This is a genomic window from Psychrobacter sp. NG254, from assembly GCF_015277735.1.
Taxonomy (GTDB): Bacteria; Pseudomonadota; Gammaproteobacteria; order Pseudomonadales; family Moraxellaceae; genus Psychrobacter.
In genome coordinates this window covers 396,585-418,278 of the sequence record NZ_JADHDA010000004.1, presented here as the reverse complement: position 1 = coordinate 418,278, position 21,694 = coordinate 396,585, and the positions used below count along the sequence as shown (strand labels likewise).

Genomic DNA, 21,694 nt, shown 5'->3' with positions numbered 1-21,694 from the left:
GGTTGCTATGAGATAAATGATAGGCATGTTGAAGGTCAAAGAAAATATGGCAACTTAGGTTCATCTATATAAACCTAAGTTGCCATACATTATTTTTCGTTTGGTCTCCCTGCTTCACTAGCATAATCAGGTATCAAGCTAAGCCATTTCTTTAAAGTAGCTTTCCTTTCAGGAAGCATTTCACTATGTTCAGTATCAATTAAATAGCTCCATATAAGCTCGCACATCTCACCAATTCGGATTTTTTTATCATAGTCTTTTGACCACAAATATTGTGCGTGCGCATTAGCAACTAACTTTGCTTTCAGTAGTTTTGGGCTGACGCCTTTCCTTTTAAATTCCGAAATCTCATCTATAGGTTGTTGGTAGTCAATAATATGCTTTTCTAACTTTTCTAAATCTTTATGTAAAATTAAAACATCTTCATTTGTTACTTCTAAATTTAATACGATCGTATCTTTGTTACTGTAAATAATGTTTGAGCCTTCATAACTTTCAATTTGGTAGTCTTTGAAGTGGTAATGTTCTAACACAGTTAGATTAATTCTTTTTAATGCTTTTTGAAGTCCTATGTCATCAATATATTCTTTCGGTAAAATTGGTAAGAATGTGCTTCGCTCTACTTTGATTTTATTGAATTTATAGCCGTCGTCTCTATTATTTCTAGGGATGAAATTAGGTGTCAAAAACTCTTCAGTATCATTAGGATTAGCGTCAAGTCTATCTTGAGGTAACAAACCTTCAAGATCTGCCCATTCATCACTAACTTCAATACGATTTGAAAACACAAGTTGCCCTATCATTCTCTTATTTAGCTTCATAAATAAACCATTGCCTATACAGTGCATTGAAGGCATAAAGTCACAGAATATTAAATAAGAATCTATTTTATTAATATAATCTTGGAGGTTTTCACTTCCTTCATCTAAGTCATCCAAATTATTTAAATTATCTAAATTATCTAAATTATCTAAGTCATCTAAATCATCTAAATCACTTATAGAATGTGTTCCAAGTAAGTAAAAACCTTTTCCGTAAAAATAGCTGTCTACATCAAACTCATAGATTCTTTTTAGTATCTTTTTAGGTGTTATATTATCAACATTGTATTTGGTGTTCAGATACTCACTAGCTTCTTGCATGCTGTAATATTCTGCAGTATTAAAACTTAAAGCTATATTTTTATGCACATTCATACCTATACACCCTTAAAATAAAATAGAAGCAAGACATCAACAGCATAAGGGTGCGGTGGCTGGAGTTCGGATATTAATCCTAGTCTTACGTTTGTGATGACAGCGCATAACGCTATAAAATTTGATATGTCAGAGCAATACTGAAGATGTAATATTAGGTTATTTGGCCGGCGATCTGAGCCAATAAGTCAGGCGATATACCTTGAGCTTGCAAGCTTTTTATTAACGTTTCTTTATCATGTAACTCTATATCTGTGGCCTGTACCCTGCGACTGCCTATCTCGCTCGATACCTCACTAGGCGTTAAAAGGTCAAAGCTAACCGCTTTTCCAGCTCGCAAGTCGTCTAAGTGGTCTGCCCAACGGTTCATCATAATTTGACGTTCTGCTAAGTGGGCTGAGAGGTCGTATCGTTTTTTAACACTGGATTGTTCAAGGTGGGCTAACTGGACTTCAATAATGTTTTCTGGAAACTGCAGCTCATACAATCCTGTGCTCGCAAGCTGTCTAAATCCGTGTCCCGTCATTTTAGGGTAGGGATCACCTGTGTAGCCCATGCGCTTTAATGCTTGATTAAACCATACTTCGCTATATGGATTACTGCGCTCAAAGTTGTAGAAAACATAGCCTGTCCGCTCAGTTATGGGACGCATACGCTCGATGATAGCCATAGCTTGTGGTGATAGGGGGATAATGTGATCCTGACGCATCTTCATCTTGTGCGCTGGCACTCGCCAAACGCTTTTATGATAATCAATCTCTGACCATTCAAAAAACCTCAACTCTTTTGTTCTAACAAAACACAGCGTCATTAATTGCATGCCCGCGACGGTCTGTTCATGAGCATTTGGATTATCTACACTGTATTGATCAATATTACGCAGTAGCTCAGGGAATTGGTGTTGTTCTACTGCTTTCATACGCTCAGCCTTATGAGGTCTCAGCGCTCTACTGCGTCCATGAGCAATATTAATAAGATCATAACCTAGCGTGTTGATAGCATACTCAAAAACCGAACTGATAAACGCCACGCACTTGTGTGTTGTGTCAGTCGTCCACTTACCTTGCTTTTCAAAATACGTTTGAATTGCTAATCCAGTTTTAATAACATCTTGAGCAGTAATAGCATTTATAGGATAGTCACCTATATGTGGTGAGACATGCTTGTCTAAATAGGTATGCAGCTTTTGAATATTCTTGGGCGTGGTTTCTGACTTGTCATTGATATAACTGTTAGCAATAATTTTAAATAAATCTTTCTGCTCAAAGTTATTTTTATGAAGGTTTTTTTGGTCGGTAGGATCAATACCGTCGTCAAGTGATGATTTAGCTTTATCACGTGCCAATCGTGCTTGTTTTAACGATACTTCTGGTTTGAAGGAGGAATCTATATCTAGTTTGGCTGGTTTGTAGATACCTATCTGATAGGTTTTTTGCTTAGGTTTGAGATCTTTATTAGATTGATAGCGATAAGCCATTTGCCAAAATAGGGAACCGTTTGGATGTTGTATTAGATATAGATTATTGCCATCACCGTGGCGTGTAATTTTACTAGGTGGTGATTGTTTGGCAATAGATTTTACGCCAGCATCCGTCAACTGGTAGTCTTTTCTCTTTGTCATGACTTGGCCTTAAAGGCGTGGAGAGGTTTTAACAACAAAACCTAAGAGAATTTAACAACAAATAACGCTCTTGTTGAATATTTAACAACATATTTAACAACAGTGTAGTGGTGCTGCTAGGTAATGACAAGTGATGCAGGAAGACGTAATGTAAGTCAATTCGGGGGCTGTAGCGGATTGGGGTAATGCGAGGTTATGTCTGAATACAATAATTGGTGCGCCCACCAAGACTCGAACTCGGATCGATCGCTTAGGAGGCAACTGCTCTATCCTGTTGAGCTATAGGCGCATTATGGAGTGACATTGTAGGAAAAAGCAGTCGTAAAAGCAATCAACAAAAGACAAATAGAGACAATTTATCATTACTCACCATTGCTAAGGGCATCAGCGACATCTACGGGATTATCACCTGTTGCTTTTTTAGCACGTGACGTTGGTTTGAACAAGTCATTCACACTGTTTTCATAACCATTAATATTATGATAATTATATTTTTCTAATATTTCTTGACCCGTACTTGAAAGTAGGAAGTTTCGAAAGCTAATAGCAGTCGTACTGTCTGTCAAAACAATCCCTTGCAGCGCTTTTTTATCTTCAATCGCATAGTCAAAAGCACTGATGGTTTGTATTTGTTTACGGTTGTTTTCGGCAGTATCTATGTCTTTATTTTCAGCGTTAGAGACATCAGCATCAGCTGTATTGACAGTTGTCTGTTGCCGATTTTCTTTTTGGAGAGTCGATTCTATGTTTGCTTGTAGTGGTGCAATGCGTTCTATAGATAGATCCTCATTAGCGATAATTATATCTGTATCAAAGACAGCATGGAGCTGACTGTCTTTAGTCGCCTCGTTTTTTGATACAGCCAAAAGTACATTGGCAGGTACATAGCTTGCCGAAACCTGTATTCGAGGATAGCGAGACTTAAAACTAGCAATAATGTCATCTAAAGGGGCTTGTAGGTTTTCTTCTGCTCGGATATAGAGTGTTTGATTCAAAGCTTCATCGCCACCATCCTCTACAGTCGTAGATTCGTTTGTGCTTACCATGACAGGTAACGGGTCTGTATTTTTGCGGTTGTTGATCCATAGCCAGGTAAAGATGGCAATAAAAGCGGTCAATAATAGCAAAATCAGTCCAGCCAGTAGCAGCTTGTAGTCTTTCATATATTACTGCTCTTTTATTAATGGATTCATTTTAATGGTTACGCGATATTTTGTATTGAGATATCAAAGCTTTTGATCGAGCACTTCCTCTGTCAATACTGCCAACATATCTGCAAACACATCTTCTTCTATGGCAGGTGTTGAGGCTTGTACGCTACCCCTGTGACTGAACTTTTTATTATCGCTGGGTAGAGAAGGGTGAGAGTCTGAAGGTAAGGTAGGTGGGTTGTCAAACATTTTTGACAGTGGGTTGGTGTGGTGCGCCGCTAACGGCGACTCACCAGTGCTCAGCCTATCTTTTAGCCAGCTAAAACCCTGTGCTTCCCACCATGCTTCAAAACGCGCTAACGTACTACCCCGTACGGCAGTAGGTAAGTCTAATGTTCGTAATTTCTGCGCGAGTACGGGATCGCTAATAGACTGATGAATACTTAGGTAGAGTGAGCTATTGTCATCTGTGTAGGGTTTTCTGTTTTGCCACGATCTGTCATCAATCTTCATACGTGGCAATCGCCACAGCTCGCCGCGATAATAGACAACATACAGACGTTGCTTTGGGTGAACAAATATGGCATCAATGGGGCGCAATGGCATAATATTACATGCTCTCGTTAATTAGACTTGTTGGTTAAAATAAATCGTCAGCGCTGATCTGTCTTAAAGAGACAGAAAGCGAGATTCTCTTCTATAGACACACATATAAATAGTACTATAGAGCGACACTGAATGTCGTAAAGTATTACAATACCCGTAACTATACTAGTAAACGATCACCATCAATGGCACACTGATAGCCGGCTTTGTTTGGCCATCTTTGAGTGGTTATGTATGGTTTAAGACAAACATGCTAGCAGAAATGCATCATCGTAACGACAACCAAGTATGCATTGGTGAGTATAGTCAAGTCTATATAAGTCCGCTACATCGTCATCCTCGCTAAGCATACTAATGTATAACTTGCACTCGGTTTCCTTGTATCGAAATTATATTGAACTGACTATATCAATGGTTGCTCGGGTTTTTTAGCGCTTCTATTTTTAGCGCCTTCAAAAGTGTCAACGATACCGTATCTACGCCACCTTTATAAGCCAAAGTATTTTATTCCTATTTTAATCAGATAATTGTCTATGTTTACCATTATTCAGTCGCACCGTACCGAAAACCTCGTCGATAAATTGCTTGAACAATATCAGTCAAAGAACCAGTCGGTCTTTGCACCTTTTATTGTGATTGTGCCCTCAATGGTACTTGGGGATTGGTTGGACAAAACCATTGCCAGTCGTGCAGGCATCAGTACATTAGTGCGTACCAAGTTTTGGGGTCAGTATCAATGGACGCTGATGCAGGATGTGCTAAGTCGCCATAATGCGCATTTGTTACAGACAGACCCAACAGCGATTACATTGAATGTGCCAGAAGTGGCTGTGTTGTCACCAACGGTGATGCAATGGCGGTTATTTGGATATTTGACCTACTATCAAGCAGCCATTGTTGCAGATGAAAAACATCCAGTAAACCCACTGCTGGCCTCTTTAATTGATGAGCCGGATGCAGAGGCGCAACAAGGCAATGCACAGCAAGATAATTTACAGCAAGACAATGTGCGACAGGATAAGGCACAACAAGATGCCCGCATTTGGCAGCTGGCAAGTGATTTGGCACGAGTGTTTAACCGCTATTTAACCCACCGTGAAGATTGGTTGGCAAAGTGGTCGGATGACAGGCCGCTCAATGTGGATGAGATGATAGCTGAGAAAGATGCTTTGTCACTGCGCTTTGATAAGTATGCGCGCGGCACGCCTGATTGGTTGGTGGCGCATTACGCGGAGCTCGAGATTGCTCAGCGGTTTCTATGGTTGCAGTTGTTTGCTGATGTGCATCAGCACCGTGTGGCGCTCGAAAAAACCTTTTGGTCAGCTTTAGACAGTAACCAAGCAAATGAACGTGCGCAGCTGCCCACTGTTCTGCGCATTTTTACCATTCAGCAATTGCCACAGACCGAGCTGGATTTCTTGCAGCAGCTATCAAAATACATGAATATCACACTGCTGCACTACAACCCATCAAAGCTGTTTTGGGCAGATATTGTCGATAAGTCCTGGTTGCAGCGCCAGCAGATTATCAATCCTGAAAGCGTGTTTTTGCGCGATTATGGGCACAGCTTGCTATCGCGTCTGGGCAAGCAATCGCGGGATGCTTTCGCCATGCTTGCTAACTTGTCGGGTAATGAGCAATACGACGATGCACTGGTAGAATGGCAAGATGATTTTGATGATACGCTGAGCGTTGGCTTAAATAGTGATCCTACTGATGCTGATCAGACTAACAATACTCAGAATATGCAACATAGCCCAAGTCTGTTAAGGCGCTTGCAAAATGATGTGCTGATGCTTGATGAGACAGCCACTCAGCAAGCAACAGCGGCAAAAGTCTCTCAAGCAGTGAGTCAGCAACTAGAGCCAAGTTATGATAAAGAGTCGCAAGCCGCCGCTTGGTATGAAGATGAGGCACTAGAGAATAAGCGCTTTGAGATAGACCGTTTTTGGGCAATGTCTTCGCAAGACAATAGCCTAAGCATACATTCATGTCATAGTCTGCAGCGTCAGCTCGAAGTGCTGCGTATCATGATTGGGCGCTGGCTTAACGAACCCATCAAACGCGGTGAAAAAAATCGCCATATATCTGACATTGTTGTGTTGCTACCCGACGTAGAGCGCCATCATGCGCTCATTAGCTCTATTTTTGTCAATGGTAAGGGTCAAGATGGTTTGACATTGCCTGCCAAAGTGACTGGTGTCGTCGATGCGGATATTCGTCAATTATGGGAAGCCATTATTGGATTTTATAAGCTGCTGGGCAGCCACAGCGCCCGTTTTGAGGCGGCAGAGGTTTTAGATTGGCTGATGCTGCCGCCATTGTTTGAAAGTTTTGGTCTAACCCGCGAACAAATGAGCCGTGGGTGTGATTTGTTGATAGAGGCAGGTTTTATCCGCGGTTTTGATGAGCAACATCTTAAACAAACCTTAGATGCCAATGACTTTGACTATCGTTTTAGCTTTGCACAGGCACTGGATACATTGACTTTGGGTTTGGTGATGCCAGAGGCTGGTTTGAGCGATTGTTTGTATCCTTTAACACCAGATGAGTGGCCGAGTACTGCATTGCCAGAGAAAACCATACCGCTGCTTCAAGTGAGCCTAAATGATGCGATTATTGTTGAAGCCCTTTGCCGTATTTATACTGGCTTGACTGCCCGCCGTGATGATCATACCCAAAAGATGAAAGCTGAGGACTGGCTCGATCAGATTGAGACCCAAGTCATCCATCGTTACTTTGGCGATGTGGATCAAACGCGTACCATGCGCGCTATCTATAATGCCATGAACGGCTTTAAATCCAGCTTACGTGCCAACCGTCATTATAAACAGTACTCTAGTGGCGATATCGCCAACAGCGAGGTCGAGCAGAGGCTGGCAGGCGTGGAGCAGTTACCGCTTAAACTGAGCTTTATGCTAGACAGTATTGAGGCGGAGCTTGAGAGTCAACAGGTCAGTGCTGAGCCGACGGGTGTGATTACTTTTGGGCGATTTGGCGCACTGAGAAATGTGCCTTTTAACTTAGTGGTGATGCTCAACATGAATCTGTCTGAGTTTCCTGCACGCGACCGTGACAACCGATACGATTTGATGAAAGCCACCAATGCTCGTCGCGGTGATAGAGTGAGTGAGGATGATGATAATGGGGCGTTTTTGGATGCGTTACTGTGCGCGCGTAGTGCTTGCTGGATATTCTATAATGGCCAAAGCTTGACAGACACGCATGAGCATTTGCCAGCCAACCCTGTTAGTGAGTTATTACAGTTTTTGCAGGGTGAGGTACAGTGGCAAGTCAACTCGCTCGACACTTTGCCTGATAATATTGACTCAACCACCGACAGTCTAAAGCGCTATTTGCCCAAATTGATTAAACAGTGGCTCGTGACAGAGCATCCTGCGTTACCCTTTCATAAAAGTCTGTTTGAAACAGAGATTGAAGCTGCTGATGTGTTTGACCAAGCGTCTACTGATGCCAGTGTCAGTATTAATGTCGGTGTCGGTGTCGGTGTCAATGCTCAGGATGACAGCCCTGTTGATATGATTGACGAGCTAGACGCTATGCTAAATACAGCCATGCGCAAAACCAAACTGGCACAAAAAAAGCAGTTCCCGCCAGCGCCACTTTGGCAGGCTGTGTTTGATACTTTAAAAGGTCGAGTTGCCAGTGAGCACGCGCAGCTGGTTGGTTTACCTACAAAAGCGCAATACAAAGCAGTCGCTCAGGTACTGGGTCAAGGGTTGGGTAAGCTGGGTCAAATAGATGCACAAACGCTGCCTGTATTGGTCGAGCTTCTATCGCTAGAAACAGGTAGTGTCAACAAAAATGACACTGGCGATATCAAGCATCTGACTGAGATGCTTACTCAATCTATATTTGATACACATGAAATAGATATTGAAGGAGCATTGGTGTATCAGGTGCGCCATCCTGCCAAAGCTTTTCTGCGGACTCAAAAAGTACATGTGGTGCAAGGCGAGGAGGCGATGGCGCATCAAGAGCCGTTGTTTTTAGACAATTTAACGACTTACCAAATTAAAGCGCATCTAATCAATGGCTTGGCCTCTAATACTAACAATAGCATCGATGAAGAAAGTGCGACGGATATCAACAGTGCTGCCATGCAAGACAGCCAAATTCTGATGTATCAAAAGATCATACCAGCAGGTGTCGCTCGCCAAACCACCATTCCCAACCAACAACAGAAACTACAACAGCAATGTTTGGCGTTCAAAGAGCAGTTAATAGCCAGTGGTTTTGATGAGGCAGAAGAAAATACCACTGGTTTACAGTTATTGACGCCCACCACCGAGCATCCTGTTCAGATAGAACTGGCGACGGTCTTAAATGACGCTGATCACGAGATGCTGTACAAGCTACTGCCCAACATGATTAAGATGAAAGGCTCAGTACCAATACCAGTACCGATATCAGCACCATCATCAATGCCAATAGATGGCCATCACCATAAAGCACATATTCAGACAGACATGTCTTATGCCAAGCAGTCACCCACGCATTGGTTAAATATATTACCTAGCTCTGCTGGTCCCAAGCATTTACTCAAGTTTTGGTTGTCGCATTTATATTGGCAAGTGGCCAGACGCACTACTGCCGAGCAAGTAGCATCCAATGACGGCGTGAGCATTTGGCGTTTTAATAAGCCCAGCTCGCAAGTTGATGCATACGACAAAGTAATCGCATTTAGACTCAGCCCTATCCTATATAACGACGCAGTGATTGAGCTGATAAAGTGGGCAGTTTTTGCCAATTTATCGGGTCAAGTGCCTATTACCTTACTGCCTGAGTATGCACTCAGTTATCTTGATAAGTGCGCAAATGTCGAAGAGGGTGTGAGTTATTGGCCAAAACGCGCAGACTTCTCAGACTGGTTAAGGCCGAGTTATTTCTCAGACACGCTATACGATACGTGCTCGCAGCATGCCATCTGGCAGTATGTGTTGCGTGATCAAGATGCTTTTAAGGCCTTATCAGCCTCATTGACCACCTTAGCACAGCCGTTATACGCACCAATGTTTGCGGCCTTAGAAGGCTTAGATAGTTAGAGCATTTCGATAGCCAGGTAGTTGCCAGTCGTTAGACCCATAAATAATAATTAAAAGTGTACGCCCCTATGACAGACTTGCCCAACACCACTTCTCTTAACGAAGCTGCTCATCAGCTGCATGTGCTCGATGGGCACTCACATCAATTGCATAATTCTGCTGATATGTCGACTTATACGACTGACAGTGAGCACATGAGTGAACGCAAAACAGGTGTGATACCTGCGGTTGATGTTGATCTAATGGGCAGACACTTAATTGAGGCCTCGGCAGGTACTGGTAAAACGTGGACACTTACGGGCATCGTACTGCGCCTACTGATTGAAGCGAGGCGTGCACCAGAGCAAATCATTGCCACGACCTTTACGCGAGCCGCTGCTGCCGAGATGCGTCAACGTATTCATGATCGTTTGGTGGATTTTTATCAATTGCTGCAATGGGTGAATAGCCTAAGTACAGATCTTAATAATAAGGACACTTTATATCCTGCCGTATTGCAAGTGATGCCTGACACTGGTAAACCGGCCAACATAGACAAGCAGTCTGATTCAGTCATGAGTACAGATGCTGATACAGGCACTGAAGCTGGCGCTGACGATACCAATCAAGATCTCGCTTATGAACATAACAGTGATGAGCAGAACCAAAAAACAGCGGCGAGAAAACGTAGTCAGGCCAAAACTACGCGTGAAGAATGGCTGATTGATCAGGCCAAGTACGCTCGTTTAGATAGCATCATGCAAGATCCCATCAACCTACATCTGGTCGGTTATTTGCTGGATCATGTATACAGCTACCCAATGACAGAGGCTATTAGGCGTACCGCATTGGTGTTGACCACGCTGGATAAACTGTTTGTGGGCACGCTCGATAGCTTGGCGCAAAAATGGTTGACGGAATACAGTAGCGAGACCGGTCATCAACAAGGCATGGGCATTATTGAGGACAGTAGTATTGAGCAGGTGACCAACAGTATTGTTCATGATGAGCTGCGACAGTTTCAAAGCCGCTTATATAGTGAGCAGCCCAAACTATATGCATTGATGGATCAGCAAGGCAAGTTGACTGCGGCTAACGATCATAAAAAGTATGTGACACGTTCGCTTAACTTTATCTCTGCGCCGATTGATGCGGTGGTAGTAAGTGATTTCTCTTTCGAAGGTTACGAGCGCTTGATCAGTGAAATTATTAAGCGCAGCGCTGAGCTTGATGCTTTCTTTGAGTCTGACGGTGAATATTATGAGGTTCCTAAAGGGCAGCTTCAAAATAATAGAGATTCATGGCCTAAAATTATTCAAGCATTAGAGGATTATGGACCGGCGGCTTATAAGTTCATATCTGATAAAAACAATAAAACAGGAAAATTGATTGAGGCTTTTCAAAAGACAGATGATATCGGTAAGCAGTTCTATAAGCCAAAGGACGGTGAGAGAGTTAACTTAATATTTAATGAGTTGCCAGTCGTTCGTGACTTCAAGCGCTATGTTGAACAAAGCAACAAGCTTGATGAATACATCATTACGGTATTGGCCAATCTGAATCGCCATATTGTGCTGGCCGTACGTGATAGGTTGCCAGTTATCCTAGAAGAACGTGGTGAGACGACGTTTAGCTTGCAAATGGTGCGTCTAAACCAAGCATTGACTGGTCGTCAAGGAGAGAAGCTGGCACGTTATATTCGTCACCACTATCCGGTAGCACTGATTGACGAGTCGCAAGATATCAATGGTGAGCAAGCCATTATGATTGAAAGCATTTACTTGCCAAAGAATAAATCTAAACTGTCGGACAGTGATAAGCAGTCAACCACTAGGAGGGCCAATCATGAATTTCTGCTATTGGTGGGTGACCCCAAACAGGCTATTTATGGGTTCCGTGGTGGCGACGTAGCCAACTACAACTATATGAAAGCCCAGTTCGATAAAAGCACTCTTTGGACGCTGGATATCAATCGCCGCTCAAATGCCAGCTTGATTGATGCGCTCAATTGTTGGTTTGGCATGGCTGATGCAACAACTGCTGAGAATAAACTGTCGCAGCTAGGTACTGGTATTTATTATCAGCATATTAAAGCGGCAAAGCCAGAGAACCAGTTGTCTTGGTCTAATGAGCCAGATGCTCATAGCAGCACCTTAGTGACGGATGTATTGTCTGCCCAACCAGTAAGCGTATTGCACCTGCCTTACGATAGAGACAAAGAGCTTGAGTATGATGAGTTTGAGATCACAGCGCGCCATATTGCGACCGTTCTTAACAGTGGTCAGACACTAAAAAATATTCCAATTAAGCCCAGTGATATTGGGGTGCTCGCACGTACCAAAAAAGATCTAAAGCGGGTGGAAGATGAGCTAGTCAAACTCAATGTGCCAACCTTGACCACCAGCGACGTCAGTATTTTTGAGACCATCATGGCAGAAGATGTGGCAGCGCTACTCAGTGCCATGCTATACCCATACCGTCATGACATGATCAATCGGGTGCTAACCAGTCACCTATACGGCCTCAGCATCAAAGATATCAAAATCATGATGACGGATCATGAGTCAGGGATGATAGACGATCATAATCCTAATGGTACTAATGCAGCAGCGATAAATAATAAAAAAAGCTACCAAGACTTTATTACCTATCTAAAAGAGGGCGCGCAGCGTTGGCAGCACTTTGGTATTTTATCGGCGTTGCATTATTTGCTAGATAAAAACCCTGTGCAGCCACAAGGTGTATGGCAAGCATTGGCCGCTCATCCAGAAGGCGACCGTCACATCATGGATTTACGTCACATCATGGATGTGCTGGCGCAATACGGCATCGATATGGGTGAGCATGAGCTCTTGGCTTGGTTTAGACAACATATAGATGCCTCGCCCAACAGCGATTGGGCCAAGCAATATCCGTTGCCTACAGAGTCTGGTGTGCAGCTGATGACCATTCACAAGTCAAAAGGGCTTGAGTTTCCTATTGTCTATGTATTAGGTATGGGCGATGCCAGTAGAAAATCAGGCACCAATGAGAAGTATGGCCTGTATCTATATAATGCCCAACAATCTCCCTCGGCATTGATAAATTCAGTATTGGTGCATCAATCGACAGCGGATCAGACGCCAGAGAGCGAGTCGTTAAGTAGTCAAGCGATTGGCAATCAACGCCGTTTCTCACCGGTACAAGGTTCTGCTACCAAAAAGGATTACTACACCGACATTGAGACAAAAGAAGATTTTGATGAGATGCGACGACTGGGTTACGTGGCATTTACTCGAGCCAGTGAACAGCTTTATGTAGTGTTAAAAGAAGCCTATAGAAACACTGATTGTGCCTTAAGACCAGTATGCTATTGGTTTGAATCCGAAGAGGCCAAGTTTGAACTGCCTGATAGGCTTAAGGGCACTATCGGGATGATACGCGCGCATAATGTGCATGCGTTATACGACAACACTGGCGCCAATAATAATGACAGTGACTCTAGTGATGCTAATGCAGTCGGTTCAATGAGTCATGTCGCGTTTGCCACAAACCTATCAAGTCTTAATGCGCCTGCAACAGAAATGATTGAGTACATGGCTTTTTCAGATGTCATGAAAACCAACTATTTCTACGGCTGGGCTAAAACTAGTTTTACCGCTTTAGCCCGCCAATTAGATGAGTCTATGCAGGCGATGGCAGTAGTAGATGAGCGTATTGACGATGCCATAGACATCGATATGACAGATGTTTCAGCTTTTAACCTATCATCAACCCATATTAATGAATGGCTTGAATCAGTGACTGAGTTGAGTCTAAAACCAGAAGATGACATTCGTTTTGCCTTTGTGAAAGGGGCCAATACAGGTACATTTTTGCATGAAATATTTGAAAAAATTGATTTTAGCAACAAGTCACAGTGGCCTCAGGTGATTGATAGAGCCATCAGCAGCTATCAGTTGCCATTGGTCTATAGCAGCGTGGAACAGCAAAGCCGTATACTGCAGGCAAAAAATAAAGCAGATAGCCGCCCGTTTAACCCGGACTCAATAGACGCGACTAAACATGAGGCTTTGATTAACTGGATTGAGGAGGTGCTACAGGTGCCATTATTGGCATCGAATCAGCCGCTCAATGCTATTGATACAGAACAGCGGTTTGCCGAGCTAGAATTTAATATGGGACTGTCAGAGACGTTTAGAGCACAAGACATTAATAGGCTGTTTCAGCAGTATCTGCCTGATGACGTAGACAAGCACATCAGCTTAGTGCCACAAAATAAAGCGCATTTGTATCGTTATCTGCGCGGCGAGATTGATTTGGTGTATGAGCATGCTGGCAAGTATTATGTGGTCGATTATAAAAGCAACTTTTTAGGAAATAGCCTAAGCGATTATAGCGAAAACACCCTCAAACAAGCGATGTCAAAAGCAGGGTATTGGTTACAAGCTGCAATCTATCAGGTAGCGTTACATCGGTTCCTTGCTATAAGAATTGACGACTATATAGGCAATGAACACAAGTACCTTGGCGCAGTGGAGTATATGTTTTTACGAGGCACGTATGTCTCAAACTATCAATCTACTGACATATTGGCTGACTCTACTGAAGCCAATGATAGCGGCTCAAGCAGTAAGGGCCAGCATAACCGTTATGGATTGGTGACTTGGGACATTCCAATCGACTTTATCAAGGCTTTGGATGCACTGTTTGGCTTGCCAAATTAGTAGGCTAACCTCATTTAAGAGGTGCTAAGCCAAACTAACCTAAAGAATTAATAGAATATTCAGCGTGTGATCGTCAAATAATAAACATAGAGAAAATACACAATGAGCAATAACAACAGTAAGCATAAGGTAGCCGTTGGCGTACAAGAAAGCTGGGCCAGCAATATCAGTGATTATATATTGCTGCGTCGTCAGCAAACGCAGGTTGCATACAGCACGCCAGATACAGCATCTAATATCCATGGCAAACGGATTGACAATACAGAAGAGCGTCATTTGTTTTCGGCTTTATTCGTGGTGTTAGCCACTCATTTAGAAGAGGGGCATACGGTGTTGACCATTGAGGCAGTTGAGAGCGAGCAACCGTTACAAGGTCACGTGAATGGTGAGTCAGTCACACTATATGCGTGGCAGCAGCAGTTGTTAGAGATGCTAGCGATGCCAGTCTTAGCGTTGATTGATACCCAATCGAATCTGAAAGCCGTAGAGGTGCAGGCGACAGAAACAGCAACAAGCAGTGGGATAGATTTGCAAACAGCAGAAAATCTTATAGTAGAACCCTCACTGTTTGATTTGTTGAATACATTATTTGCTCGGCGTGCGCAGCTATGGACACAGCTGACACTGACCAATCACGAAAAAGAGATATTGACCAAGCGTTTTAATACGATAGTTGCCCTTTATGAGTACCTAAAGAACACAGATTTACGCTCTTTTACTCAGTCAATTTATGAGCATAGGCTGTTTGCTGATGTCAATTCAGGAATGATGCATGATAATAATAGCCTAAGCAAAAATAATCAGCCTATTATTTATCAGATCAATGAAGATGAAAACGACTCGACAATTTCACTCACTTTTTGGCTACACCGCGCATGGCAAGCAGAGCTCAACTTGGCACAGCATATCAATACTATTCTAAATCAGAAAATATCCCCATTAGCTATCAATATACCCGATACGCTAAATCCGCAGCAGGTAGCGGCCATTAATGTCTCGAACAATAATGCATTTAGCATCATCACTGGCGGGCCAGGCACCGGAAAAACTTATACCGTAGCTCAGCTAGTGATTGCACTGCAACAGGCCACAGAGAGTAGGGCAGGTAAGCAGGAACAGATTAAATTCAGTACAGACAGTGCGAGCCTCGCATTAGCAGCACCGACGGGTAAGGCGGCCCAGCGAATGCAAGAGTCTTTACAGGCGGCACTTGATGCTGCGAATGTAGAATTGCAATTGCAAGAGGCCAAAACGATTCATCGCTTGTTAGGTATTGGCCGTACGGGTAAACCTCGTTACGATGCAAAAAACCCACTCGGCGAAGATATTATCATCGTTGATGAGGCATCAATGCTCGGGGTAGAGTTGGCTAATTATTTAGTAAGTGCTGTAAAGCCCGGTGCACGCTTGATACTACTGGGTGATGCAAACCAGTTAGCAGCGGTAGATGCAGGGGCTGTATTGGCCGATTTGTGTCGTATTCCTTTATTGCAACCCATTCACGCAGAGCTGACTGAAAGCCGTCGTTTTAGTGCAGACTCTGGTATTGGCAAGCTTGCGTACCAAATAAACAAAGCAGATGTAGATATTAGAGCGATCTGGCAATTATTGAAACATGATAATGCACTGAGTTTTCAATATGTGAATACACCACAAGCAGCAGATCTATTAGATGACAAGACAAAAAATAGCCTAAGCAATAAAAAAATTATTGAAAAAATGTCAAAAAATTACCATTTATATCTACTTAACATTAAAAATTATCAAGAAAATCCAATAGAAAAATCCATGCCAAAATCGGTAAAAACTATAATTACCTCATTAATGGAAACCTTTAATCAGTTCAGAATTTTAACTGCGGGCCACAATGGTGAATGGGGCGATCACTATATTAATAATTACTTGACCCAGTGGCATCTTGCAGAATTAAAGCTGCCCTTGGGTCAAAACACGTGGTTTCATGGACGTCCTGTTATGGTGCTACAGAACAATTACGAGCTAGGACTCTTTAATGGGGACATTGGCTTTTGCTTGCAGACGAGTGGTGAAAGAAACCAACTTGAAGTGTTTTTTGAAAATAAAACGCAAGGTATCGCTGTTAACCTGCTAAATGAGGAAGTGATGGCGACGGCATATGCAATGACCATACATAAATCGCAAGGGTCTGAGTTTGATCATGTGGCTATTACTTTTGATAACAGTCATGCAAGACTACTTAGTAAAGAGCTTATCTATACAGCGGTAACTCGTGCTAAAAAGCAAGTGACCATCTATAGTACAAAACATGCATTAGAAAAAGCCGTACAAACACCTACTGAACGGCATACGGGTTTGGCATTACAGTTTTAATCATTATCATGCCATTCATTACCATTGTTGGTTTTCTCATTCTGAACACAATAAAAAAGCATCCAAATAGGATGCTTTTTTATGATTTAGATTTAAGCGCTTAAATCTAAACGTTAAACTTTGTCTTCTTTGATTGCATAGATACCAGGCAAATGGCGCAGGTAACCATGAAAGTCCATACCACAACCATAAACATAACGATCTGCCACGTTGATGCCCACAAAATCCACATCAAACCCTTGAACCTTACGGTCATGTTCTTTGTTAAGCAACACACAAGTTTCGATAGACAGTGGTTTTTCTTTGCTGAGTTCTTCCACGACTGCTTTTAGAGTAATACCTTCATCAAAAATATCATCAATCAGCAATACATGCTCACCTTCGATATTAACATCTGGCTTAAATTTCCAATCAAGATCATTGGTGCCTTGGTTATCACGATATCGAGACGCATGGATGTAATGCATACGATGATAGAACGTCAGGTGTGTCAGTAGCTGACCCGCTGGAATCAGTCCGCCATTCATGACGACCATAACAATAGGGTTAAGCCCAACATAGTGTAGGTTTAGCTGAGCGGCCAAACGCTCATAAGCAGCAGCAACTTCGATACTGCTAATAAGGCACTCTGAGTTGCGTAATGTTTTTTCAATTTCTTGGTTACTGATTTGGGTCATCGGATGCGCCTTTGGTAAAAAGTGCCGCTTATTTTAGCAAATTTTCGTGAATTTTCCCAACGTCATATGACTTTTGAGACAAAATTAATCCGATTTAAAGGGTTATTCTGGCTTTTGAATAATAAACGGACGGTAATAGTTGGCCAAGCGGTTCAATGAGTCGTTTGGTAGGTCGGGCAACAGCTTATTAAGTGCCATACTCATGCCTTTATCAATGGCTGATTTGGCGACTGGTACGGATTTTCGCTTAATCATGCCAAGCTTCAGTGTTTCAGCGTAGCGACTGACAAAGTGAGTTAGTGTCGCCTCGTTCATAGTTTCGAGTGCTGTTTTAAATTTGGCTTTATCGACGTGTTCTGGAGTGATAGCAGCAAACCCTTCATCGATTATTTTTGCATCTGTTTCAGACAGCTTAAATCCCACACGTTTTACGCCTTCATTATCTATAAAGGTTGCATGATCTCGCAAAAAATTAAAACTTGGCATCACTTCTTCATTATTCTCTTTACCAAGTAAAATATTGAGTAGGGTATCAGTAGCACGTTCAATTGTCACAACGATTTTTCGCATAGAGGCTTGACGCTCAGGATTTGGGATAATGTCTACCAAACCAACCAACAGATTATCCGTCAGATCACGTGCGGTCTGATGAGTGAGCGCATCACGATACGGGTAATAATCTACTTGCTCATCTGAAGCAATGACCTGTTCGGCCTCACTGATTTGTGCTTTTAGTTTGTCTGAGGGTACGAATCCAAAATAATGTGCCATTGTACTTCCTTTATTTGTTGTTTTTCAGGTCTTACTTACGTTACATTTGTCGTCAAATCGGTTACTATTCAACCAGAATTTTAAACAAAGGCTCACCACACTATATGCTGATTAGTGACGTGCTCTAATTTTACAGTGCAAAGGTTTATTGATTGATGATTAATTTACAATCTTCCTAAGATATTATCCTATATAGGATTTGTCTAATCTCAGGTGAGATGAGTCACTCACCGCACACTAATTTAGCATATTTTTCATATTTTGATTCAAAAAGCTTGAACTTATAAGGCTATCGACTACTTGTCTAGGGAGAGATAAGATGAATAGTGCTATTGTATTGGTATTCGCTGTAGCTGCTATGTTTTGCGGCTACTTGTTTTACTCAAAATTTATTGCCACTAAGATTTTGGCATTGGACAACAGTCGTCCAACGCCTGCACATACAATGAAAGATGGGGTGGATTATGTGCCCACCAACAAATATGTATTATGGGGTCATCATTTTACCTCAGTCGCTGGCGCTGCACCGATCATTGGTCCTGCTATTGCTGTAATTTGGGGCTGGGTGCCTGCCATCATTTGGGTGGTATTTGGCACTATTTTTATGGCTGGTGTACACGATATGTCGGCCATTTGGGCAAGTATGCGCAACAGAGGCCAGTCGATTGGTTCTATCGCTGGTAACGTCATGGGCACACGTGTCCGTAGCTTGATGATGGTCGTTATTTTCTTATTGTTATTAATGGTGAATGCTGTATTTGGTGTTGCTATTGCTAATATGATGATCAAAACCCCATCTGCAGTATTACCAGTTTGGGGTGCGTTGGTTGTTGCCTTTATCATTGGTCAGTGTATTTATCGCTACAAAATGAACTTGGTTTGGGTATCCATTATCGGTGTTGGTGCCTTATACGGACTTATCTATCTTGGACCTATGTTCCCGATTGTGTTGCCTGAAACCATCATGGGTTTACCTGATAACGCTGTCTGGATTCTTATTTTGTTTGCTTATGCAGCGGTCGCCTCATTACTGCCTGTCTGGATGCTGCTTCAACCACGCGATTATATCAACGGTTTGCAGCTATTTGTCGGTTTGATTCTGCTGTACGCGGCTATTTTTATTGCGACACCAACCATTGTCGCCCCAGCAATCAACACGGCATTACCAATCGGCACGCCTTCACTGATGCCGCTATTGTTTGTCACAATTGCTTGTGGCGCAATTTCAGGGTTCCACGGTCTAGTGGCAACTGGTACGACATCCAAGCAGATTGATAAAGAAGAAGACGTTCGTTTCGTTGGCTACTTTGGTGCGTTGGGTGAAGGTATGCTCGCACTCGGTGCAATTTTGGCGGCAACGGCAGGTTTTGCTACGCTTGGTGATTGGCAAGCGGTTTATCAAAAATTTGGTGACGGTTCTATCGGTGCTTTCATCGATGGCGGCGCGACCATCTTGAATGCTGGTGTCGGTATCGATATGGTGCTATCACAAACGATGTTGACAGTAATGGCTGCGCTATTCGCTGGTACTACGATGGATACTGGCGTACGTTTGCAACGTTATATCTTCCAAGAATTTGGTGAGATTTATAAATTGCCTGTATTGAGTAAAAGTGTCGTCGCAACGTTACTAGCAGTCGGAAGCTGTTTGCTATTGGCATTTGGTGCCGGTGGTATCGATGGTGCTGGTGGCATGATTATCTGGCCACTATTTGGTACAACCAACCAGTTGATGGCAGCGCTGACTCTGATGATTGTCACTGTTATTCTGTTGCGTAAAGGCAAGCCTGTTTGGTATACCTTAGCACCATTGTCATTCTTGTTGGTTATGACCGTATTTGCACTACTGATTCAGCTCAAAACCTTCTTCACAGATGGCAATTGGCTACTTATCATTATGGACATCATTATCTTGGTGGCCACGATTTTAGTGACATTTGAGAGTCTCTCGGTGCTACGCAAAGAATGGTCGCTACACAGAGGTAACGGCAACATCAAGGACGATACCTAACGCTAGTGAAGTTCATATATTGCACAGAATCAAAAACGCTAGCAGCAATTGCTGGCGTTTTTTGTATCGGATAGGCATGATGGATTATAAGTATTAAATAAAATAAGAGGTCATTATGGACGACGAAAGCACCCCAAACGAGCTAGAAAATACCCAACCATGGTGGCAACGGTTTGTGGCTGGATTGAATGAGTTCTACCATGCGCCATATCGACAGACGATGGCGCGTGCTGCCCGTGATGAAGAAGATTTTTTTATGTTGCTCATGTTTGCCGAGAGTTTGGGCATTGATAACCCAGCCAGCTTTTATACACTAGAGCTACAGCCGTTGTTTTTAGAAAACTTCCATGAATGGCACACGCGCATGGGTATGGATAGATGCCCCTTTGATCACGTTGGTTGCTGCTAATAATAGCAGTGATAAAAATAAGCTAAACATTGATTGCACAATGAGACAAAAGACGAGATAACAACATGGCATTACACCCTTTACATGGATTGGTAGAGCAGCTGGCGACGCAGCCGATTATATTTATCGGAGGGAAGGGCGGCGTGGGGAAAACCACCACTGCTGCTGCACTAGCGAGCTACTATGCAAGCCAGCAGCAAAAAACCTTAATTGTTTCAACTGATCCAGCACATAGCTTGGGCGATGTACTCAATACGCGTCTAAAGAACGAAAAAACCACGATATCACCTTATCTGGATGCCATTGAGTTAAATCCTGACGTGATTGTCGATGAGCATTTTGCCCAAGTTGAACGCACAATTAAATCCTATGCCAATCCAGATATGATGCCAAAAATTCGTGAGCATCTGCGATTATCTAAATCAGCACCTGGTGCCCAAGAAGCCGCGATGCTTGAGTCTATGTGCCATCACTTAGTCGAGGCGGCAGAGGCTGGTTATGAGCATGTTATTTTTGATACTGCACCGACAGGACATACCTTGCGACTGCTCATACTGCCTGAGATGATGGGTGCATGGACGGACGGTCTGCTCGCTCAGCAACGAAGGCAGGCCAAACTGCGCTCGGTGGCGACGCATTTGGACAGTCATAATCAAAAAGGCGATCAAACAGATAGCCTCAAAAACGATGTTGCTAATCCGTTTGCCGCAAAGAAATCCGATCGCTGGGAGCAAGCCGTATCAGTACTGGAAAAGCGCAAGCAGTTGTTTCGTCAAGCAGGATTATTGCTGCATGACCGTGCCCAAACGGCGATCGTATTGGTTATGACCGCTGACGTCTTACCGTTGGCTGAGACCAAACGAGCTATCGAGCAGTTAGAAGACAGTAAGCTCACGCCAGCAGCAATCGTCATCAATCAGCTGATAGCTCCCACGCAGTCAGATGATTTCTGGCAGCGTCGGGCAGATAGGCAGCAGCAACTCATGCAAGATATCGAGCAAGGCTTTACCAAGTACCCGTTATATCCAATTTATCTGCAGCAAACAGATATACGTGGCACAGAGGCATTGAGTGCACTGTTAGGTACAGTAAATCAACCGCATGGTTAGTAATTACTAGTGAGTAGTCATGCCGTGATTTAGGAATATAGCA

At 43.0% G+C, this 21,694-nt stretch carries 12 protein-coding genes and 1 tRNA gene; 6 read left to right on the top strand and 7 right to left on the bottom strand.

What is annotated here, in order from left to right; all coding sequences use genetic code 11:
- Positions 1–89: 89 nt before the first annotated feature.
- The 5 genes from IP510_RS09095 to IP510_RS09075 all read right to left on the bottom strand — a co-directional run bounded on the left by IP510_RS09095 (position 90) and on the right by IP510_RS09075 (position 4,574).
- On the bottom strand, positions 90–1,196 hold the full coding sequence (locus IP510_RS09095; RefSeq protein ID WP_194364462.1) for a hypothetical protein: 1,107 nt from the start codon (positions 1,194–1,196) through the stop codon (positions 90–92).
- A gap of 154 nt (positions 1,197–1,350) precedes the next feature.
- Positions 1,351–2,817, bottom strand: a complete 1,467-nt coding sequence (locus tag IP510_RS09090) for a tyrosine-type recombinase/integrase (protein WP_194364461.1) — start codon at positions 2,815–2,817, stop codon at positions 1,351–1,353.
- A 213-nt stretch (positions 2,818–3,030) separates the two neighbouring features.
- Positions 3,031–3,106, bottom strand: a tRNA-Arg gene (locus IP510_RS09085).
- A 73-nt stretch (positions 3,107–3,179) separates the two neighbouring features.
- Positions 3,180–3,980: a hypothetical protein gene (locus IP510_RS09080; protein WP_194364460.1), complete on the bottom strand. Its 801-nt coding sequence runs from the start codon at positions 3,978–3,980 to the stop codon at positions 3,180–3,182.
- A 63-nt stretch (positions 3,981–4,043) separates the two neighbouring features.
- Positions 4,044–4,574 carry a hypothetical protein gene (locus tag IP510_RS09075; protein WP_194364459.1) on the bottom strand — a complete coding sequence of 177 codons (531 nt, stop codon included), beginning with the start codon at positions 4,572–4,574 and terminating at the stop codon, positions 4,044–4,046.
- Positions 4,575–5,107: 533 nt separating this feature from the next.
- Here IP510_RS09075 and IP510_RS09070 point away from each other — a divergent pair.
- The 3 genes from IP510_RS09070 (at position 5,108) to recD (ending at position 16,674) form a co-directional block, all read left to right on the top strand.
- A complete protein-coding gene (locus IP510_RS09070; RefSeq protein WP_194364458.1) occupies positions 5,108–9,640 on the top strand; it encodes an exodeoxyribonuclease V subunit gamma in 4,533 nt (1,510 codons plus the stop codon).
- Between the two features lie 164 nt (positions 9,641–9,804).
- Positions 9,805–14,325 carry a UvrD-helicase domain-containing protein gene (locus IP510_RS09065; RefSeq protein ID WP_413786475.1) on the top strand — a complete coding sequence of 1,507 codons (4,521 nt, stop codon included), beginning with the start codon at positions 9,805–9,807 and terminating at the stop codon, positions 14,323–14,325.
- Between the two features lie 102 nt (positions 14,326–14,427).
- Positions 14,428–16,674: an exodeoxyribonuclease V subunit alpha gene (gene recD / locus IP510_RS09060; protein WP_194364456.1), complete on the top strand. Its 2,247-nt coding sequence runs from the start codon at positions 14,428–14,430 to the stop codon at positions 16,672–16,674.
- Between the two features lie 113 nt (positions 16,675–16,787).
- Here the strand turns inward: recD and IP510_RS09055 are convergent, their stop codons facing one another.
- Together IP510_RS09055 and IP510_RS09050 are read right to left on the bottom strand one after the other, a co-directional pair.
- Positions 16,788–17,351 (bottom strand): hypoxanthine-guanine phosphoribosyltransferase, encoded by a 564-nt coding sequence (locus tag IP510_RS09055; protein WP_194364455.1) that lies wholly within the window; start codon positions 17,349–17,351, stop codon positions 16,788–16,790.
- 102 nt (positions 17,352–17,453) lie between these two features.
- Positions 17,454–18,122 carry a hypothetical protein gene (locus IP510_RS09050; RefSeq protein WP_194364454.1) on the bottom strand — a complete coding sequence of 223 codons (669 nt, stop codon included), beginning with the start codon at positions 18,120–18,122 and terminating at the stop codon, positions 17,454–17,456.
- A gap of 319 nt (positions 18,123–18,441) precedes the next feature.
- Between IP510_RS09050 and IP510_RS09045 the strand changes: the two genes are divergently transcribed.
- The 3 genes from IP510_RS09045 to IP510_RS09035 all read left to right on the top strand — a co-directional run bounded on the left by IP510_RS09045 (position 18,442) and on the right by IP510_RS09035 (position 21,651).
- Positions 18,442–20,133, top strand: a complete 1,692-nt coding sequence (locus IP510_RS09045; protein ID WP_194364453.1) for a carbon starvation protein A — start codon at positions 18,442–18,444, stop codon at positions 20,131–20,133.
- A 115-nt stretch (positions 20,134–20,248) separates the two neighbouring features.
- On the top strand, positions 20,249–20,542 hold the full coding sequence (locus IP510_RS09040; protein ID WP_194364452.1) for a cory-CC-star protein: 294 nt from the start codon (positions 20,249–20,251) through the stop codon (positions 20,540–20,542).
- 65 nt (positions 20,543–20,607) lie between these two features.
- Positions 20,608–21,651, top strand: a complete 1,044-nt coding sequence (locus IP510_RS09035) for an ArsA family ATPase (protein ID WP_194364451.1) — start codon at positions 20,608–20,610, stop codon at positions 21,649–21,651.
- Positions 21,652–21,694: the final 43 nt, after the last annotated feature.

Excerpts from the sequence above, each read along its gene's own strand:
- IP510_RS09090 (WP_194364461.1), bottom strand. The coding sequence starts at position 2,817 with ATGACAAAGAGAAAAGACTACCAGTTGACGGATGCTGGCGTAAAATCT.
- IP510_RS09065 (WP_413786475.1), top strand. The coding sequence starts at position 9,805 with ATGTCGACTTATACGACTGACAGTGAGCACATGAGTGAACGCAAAACA.
- IP510_RS09050 (WP_194364454.1), bottom strand. The coding sequence starts at position 18,122 with ATGGCACATTATTTTGGATTCGTACCCTCAGACAAACTAAAAGCACAA.
- IP510_RS09045 (WP_194364453.1), top strand. The coding sequence starts at position 18,442 with ATGAATAGTGCTATTGTATTGGTATTCGCTGTAGCTGCTATGTTTTGC.
- IP510_RS09075 (WP_194364459.1), bottom strand. The coding sequence starts at position 4,574 with ATGCCATTGCGCCCCATTGATGCCATATTTGTTCACCCAAAGCAACGT.
- recD (WP_194364456.1), top strand. The coding sequence starts at position 14,428 with ATGAGCAATAACAACAGTAAGCATAAGGTAGCCGTTGGCGTACAAGAA.
- IP510_RS09095 (WP_194364462.1), bottom strand. The coding sequence starts at position 1,196 with ATGAATGTGCATAAAAATATAGCTTTAAGTTTTAATACTGCAGAATAT.
- IP510_RS09035 (WP_194364451.1), top strand. The coding sequence starts at position 20,608 with ATGGCATTACACCCTTTACATGGATTGGTAGAGCAGCTGGCGACGCAG.
- IP510_RS09055 (WP_194364455.1), bottom strand. The coding sequence starts at position 17,351 with ATGACCCAAATCAGTAACCAAGAAATTGAAAAAACATTACGCAACTCA.
- IP510_RS09080 (WP_194364460.1), bottom strand. The coding sequence starts at position 3,980 with ATGAAAGACTACAAGCTGCTACTGGCTGGACTGATTTTGCTATTATTG.
- IP510_RS09040 (WP_194364452.1), top strand. The coding sequence starts at position 20,249 with ATGGACGACGAAAGCACCCCAAACGAGCTAGAAAATACCCAACCATGG.
- IP510_RS09070 (WP_194364458.1), top strand. The coding sequence starts at position 5,108 with ATGTTTACCATTATTCAGTCGCACCGTACCGAAAACCTCGTCGATAAA.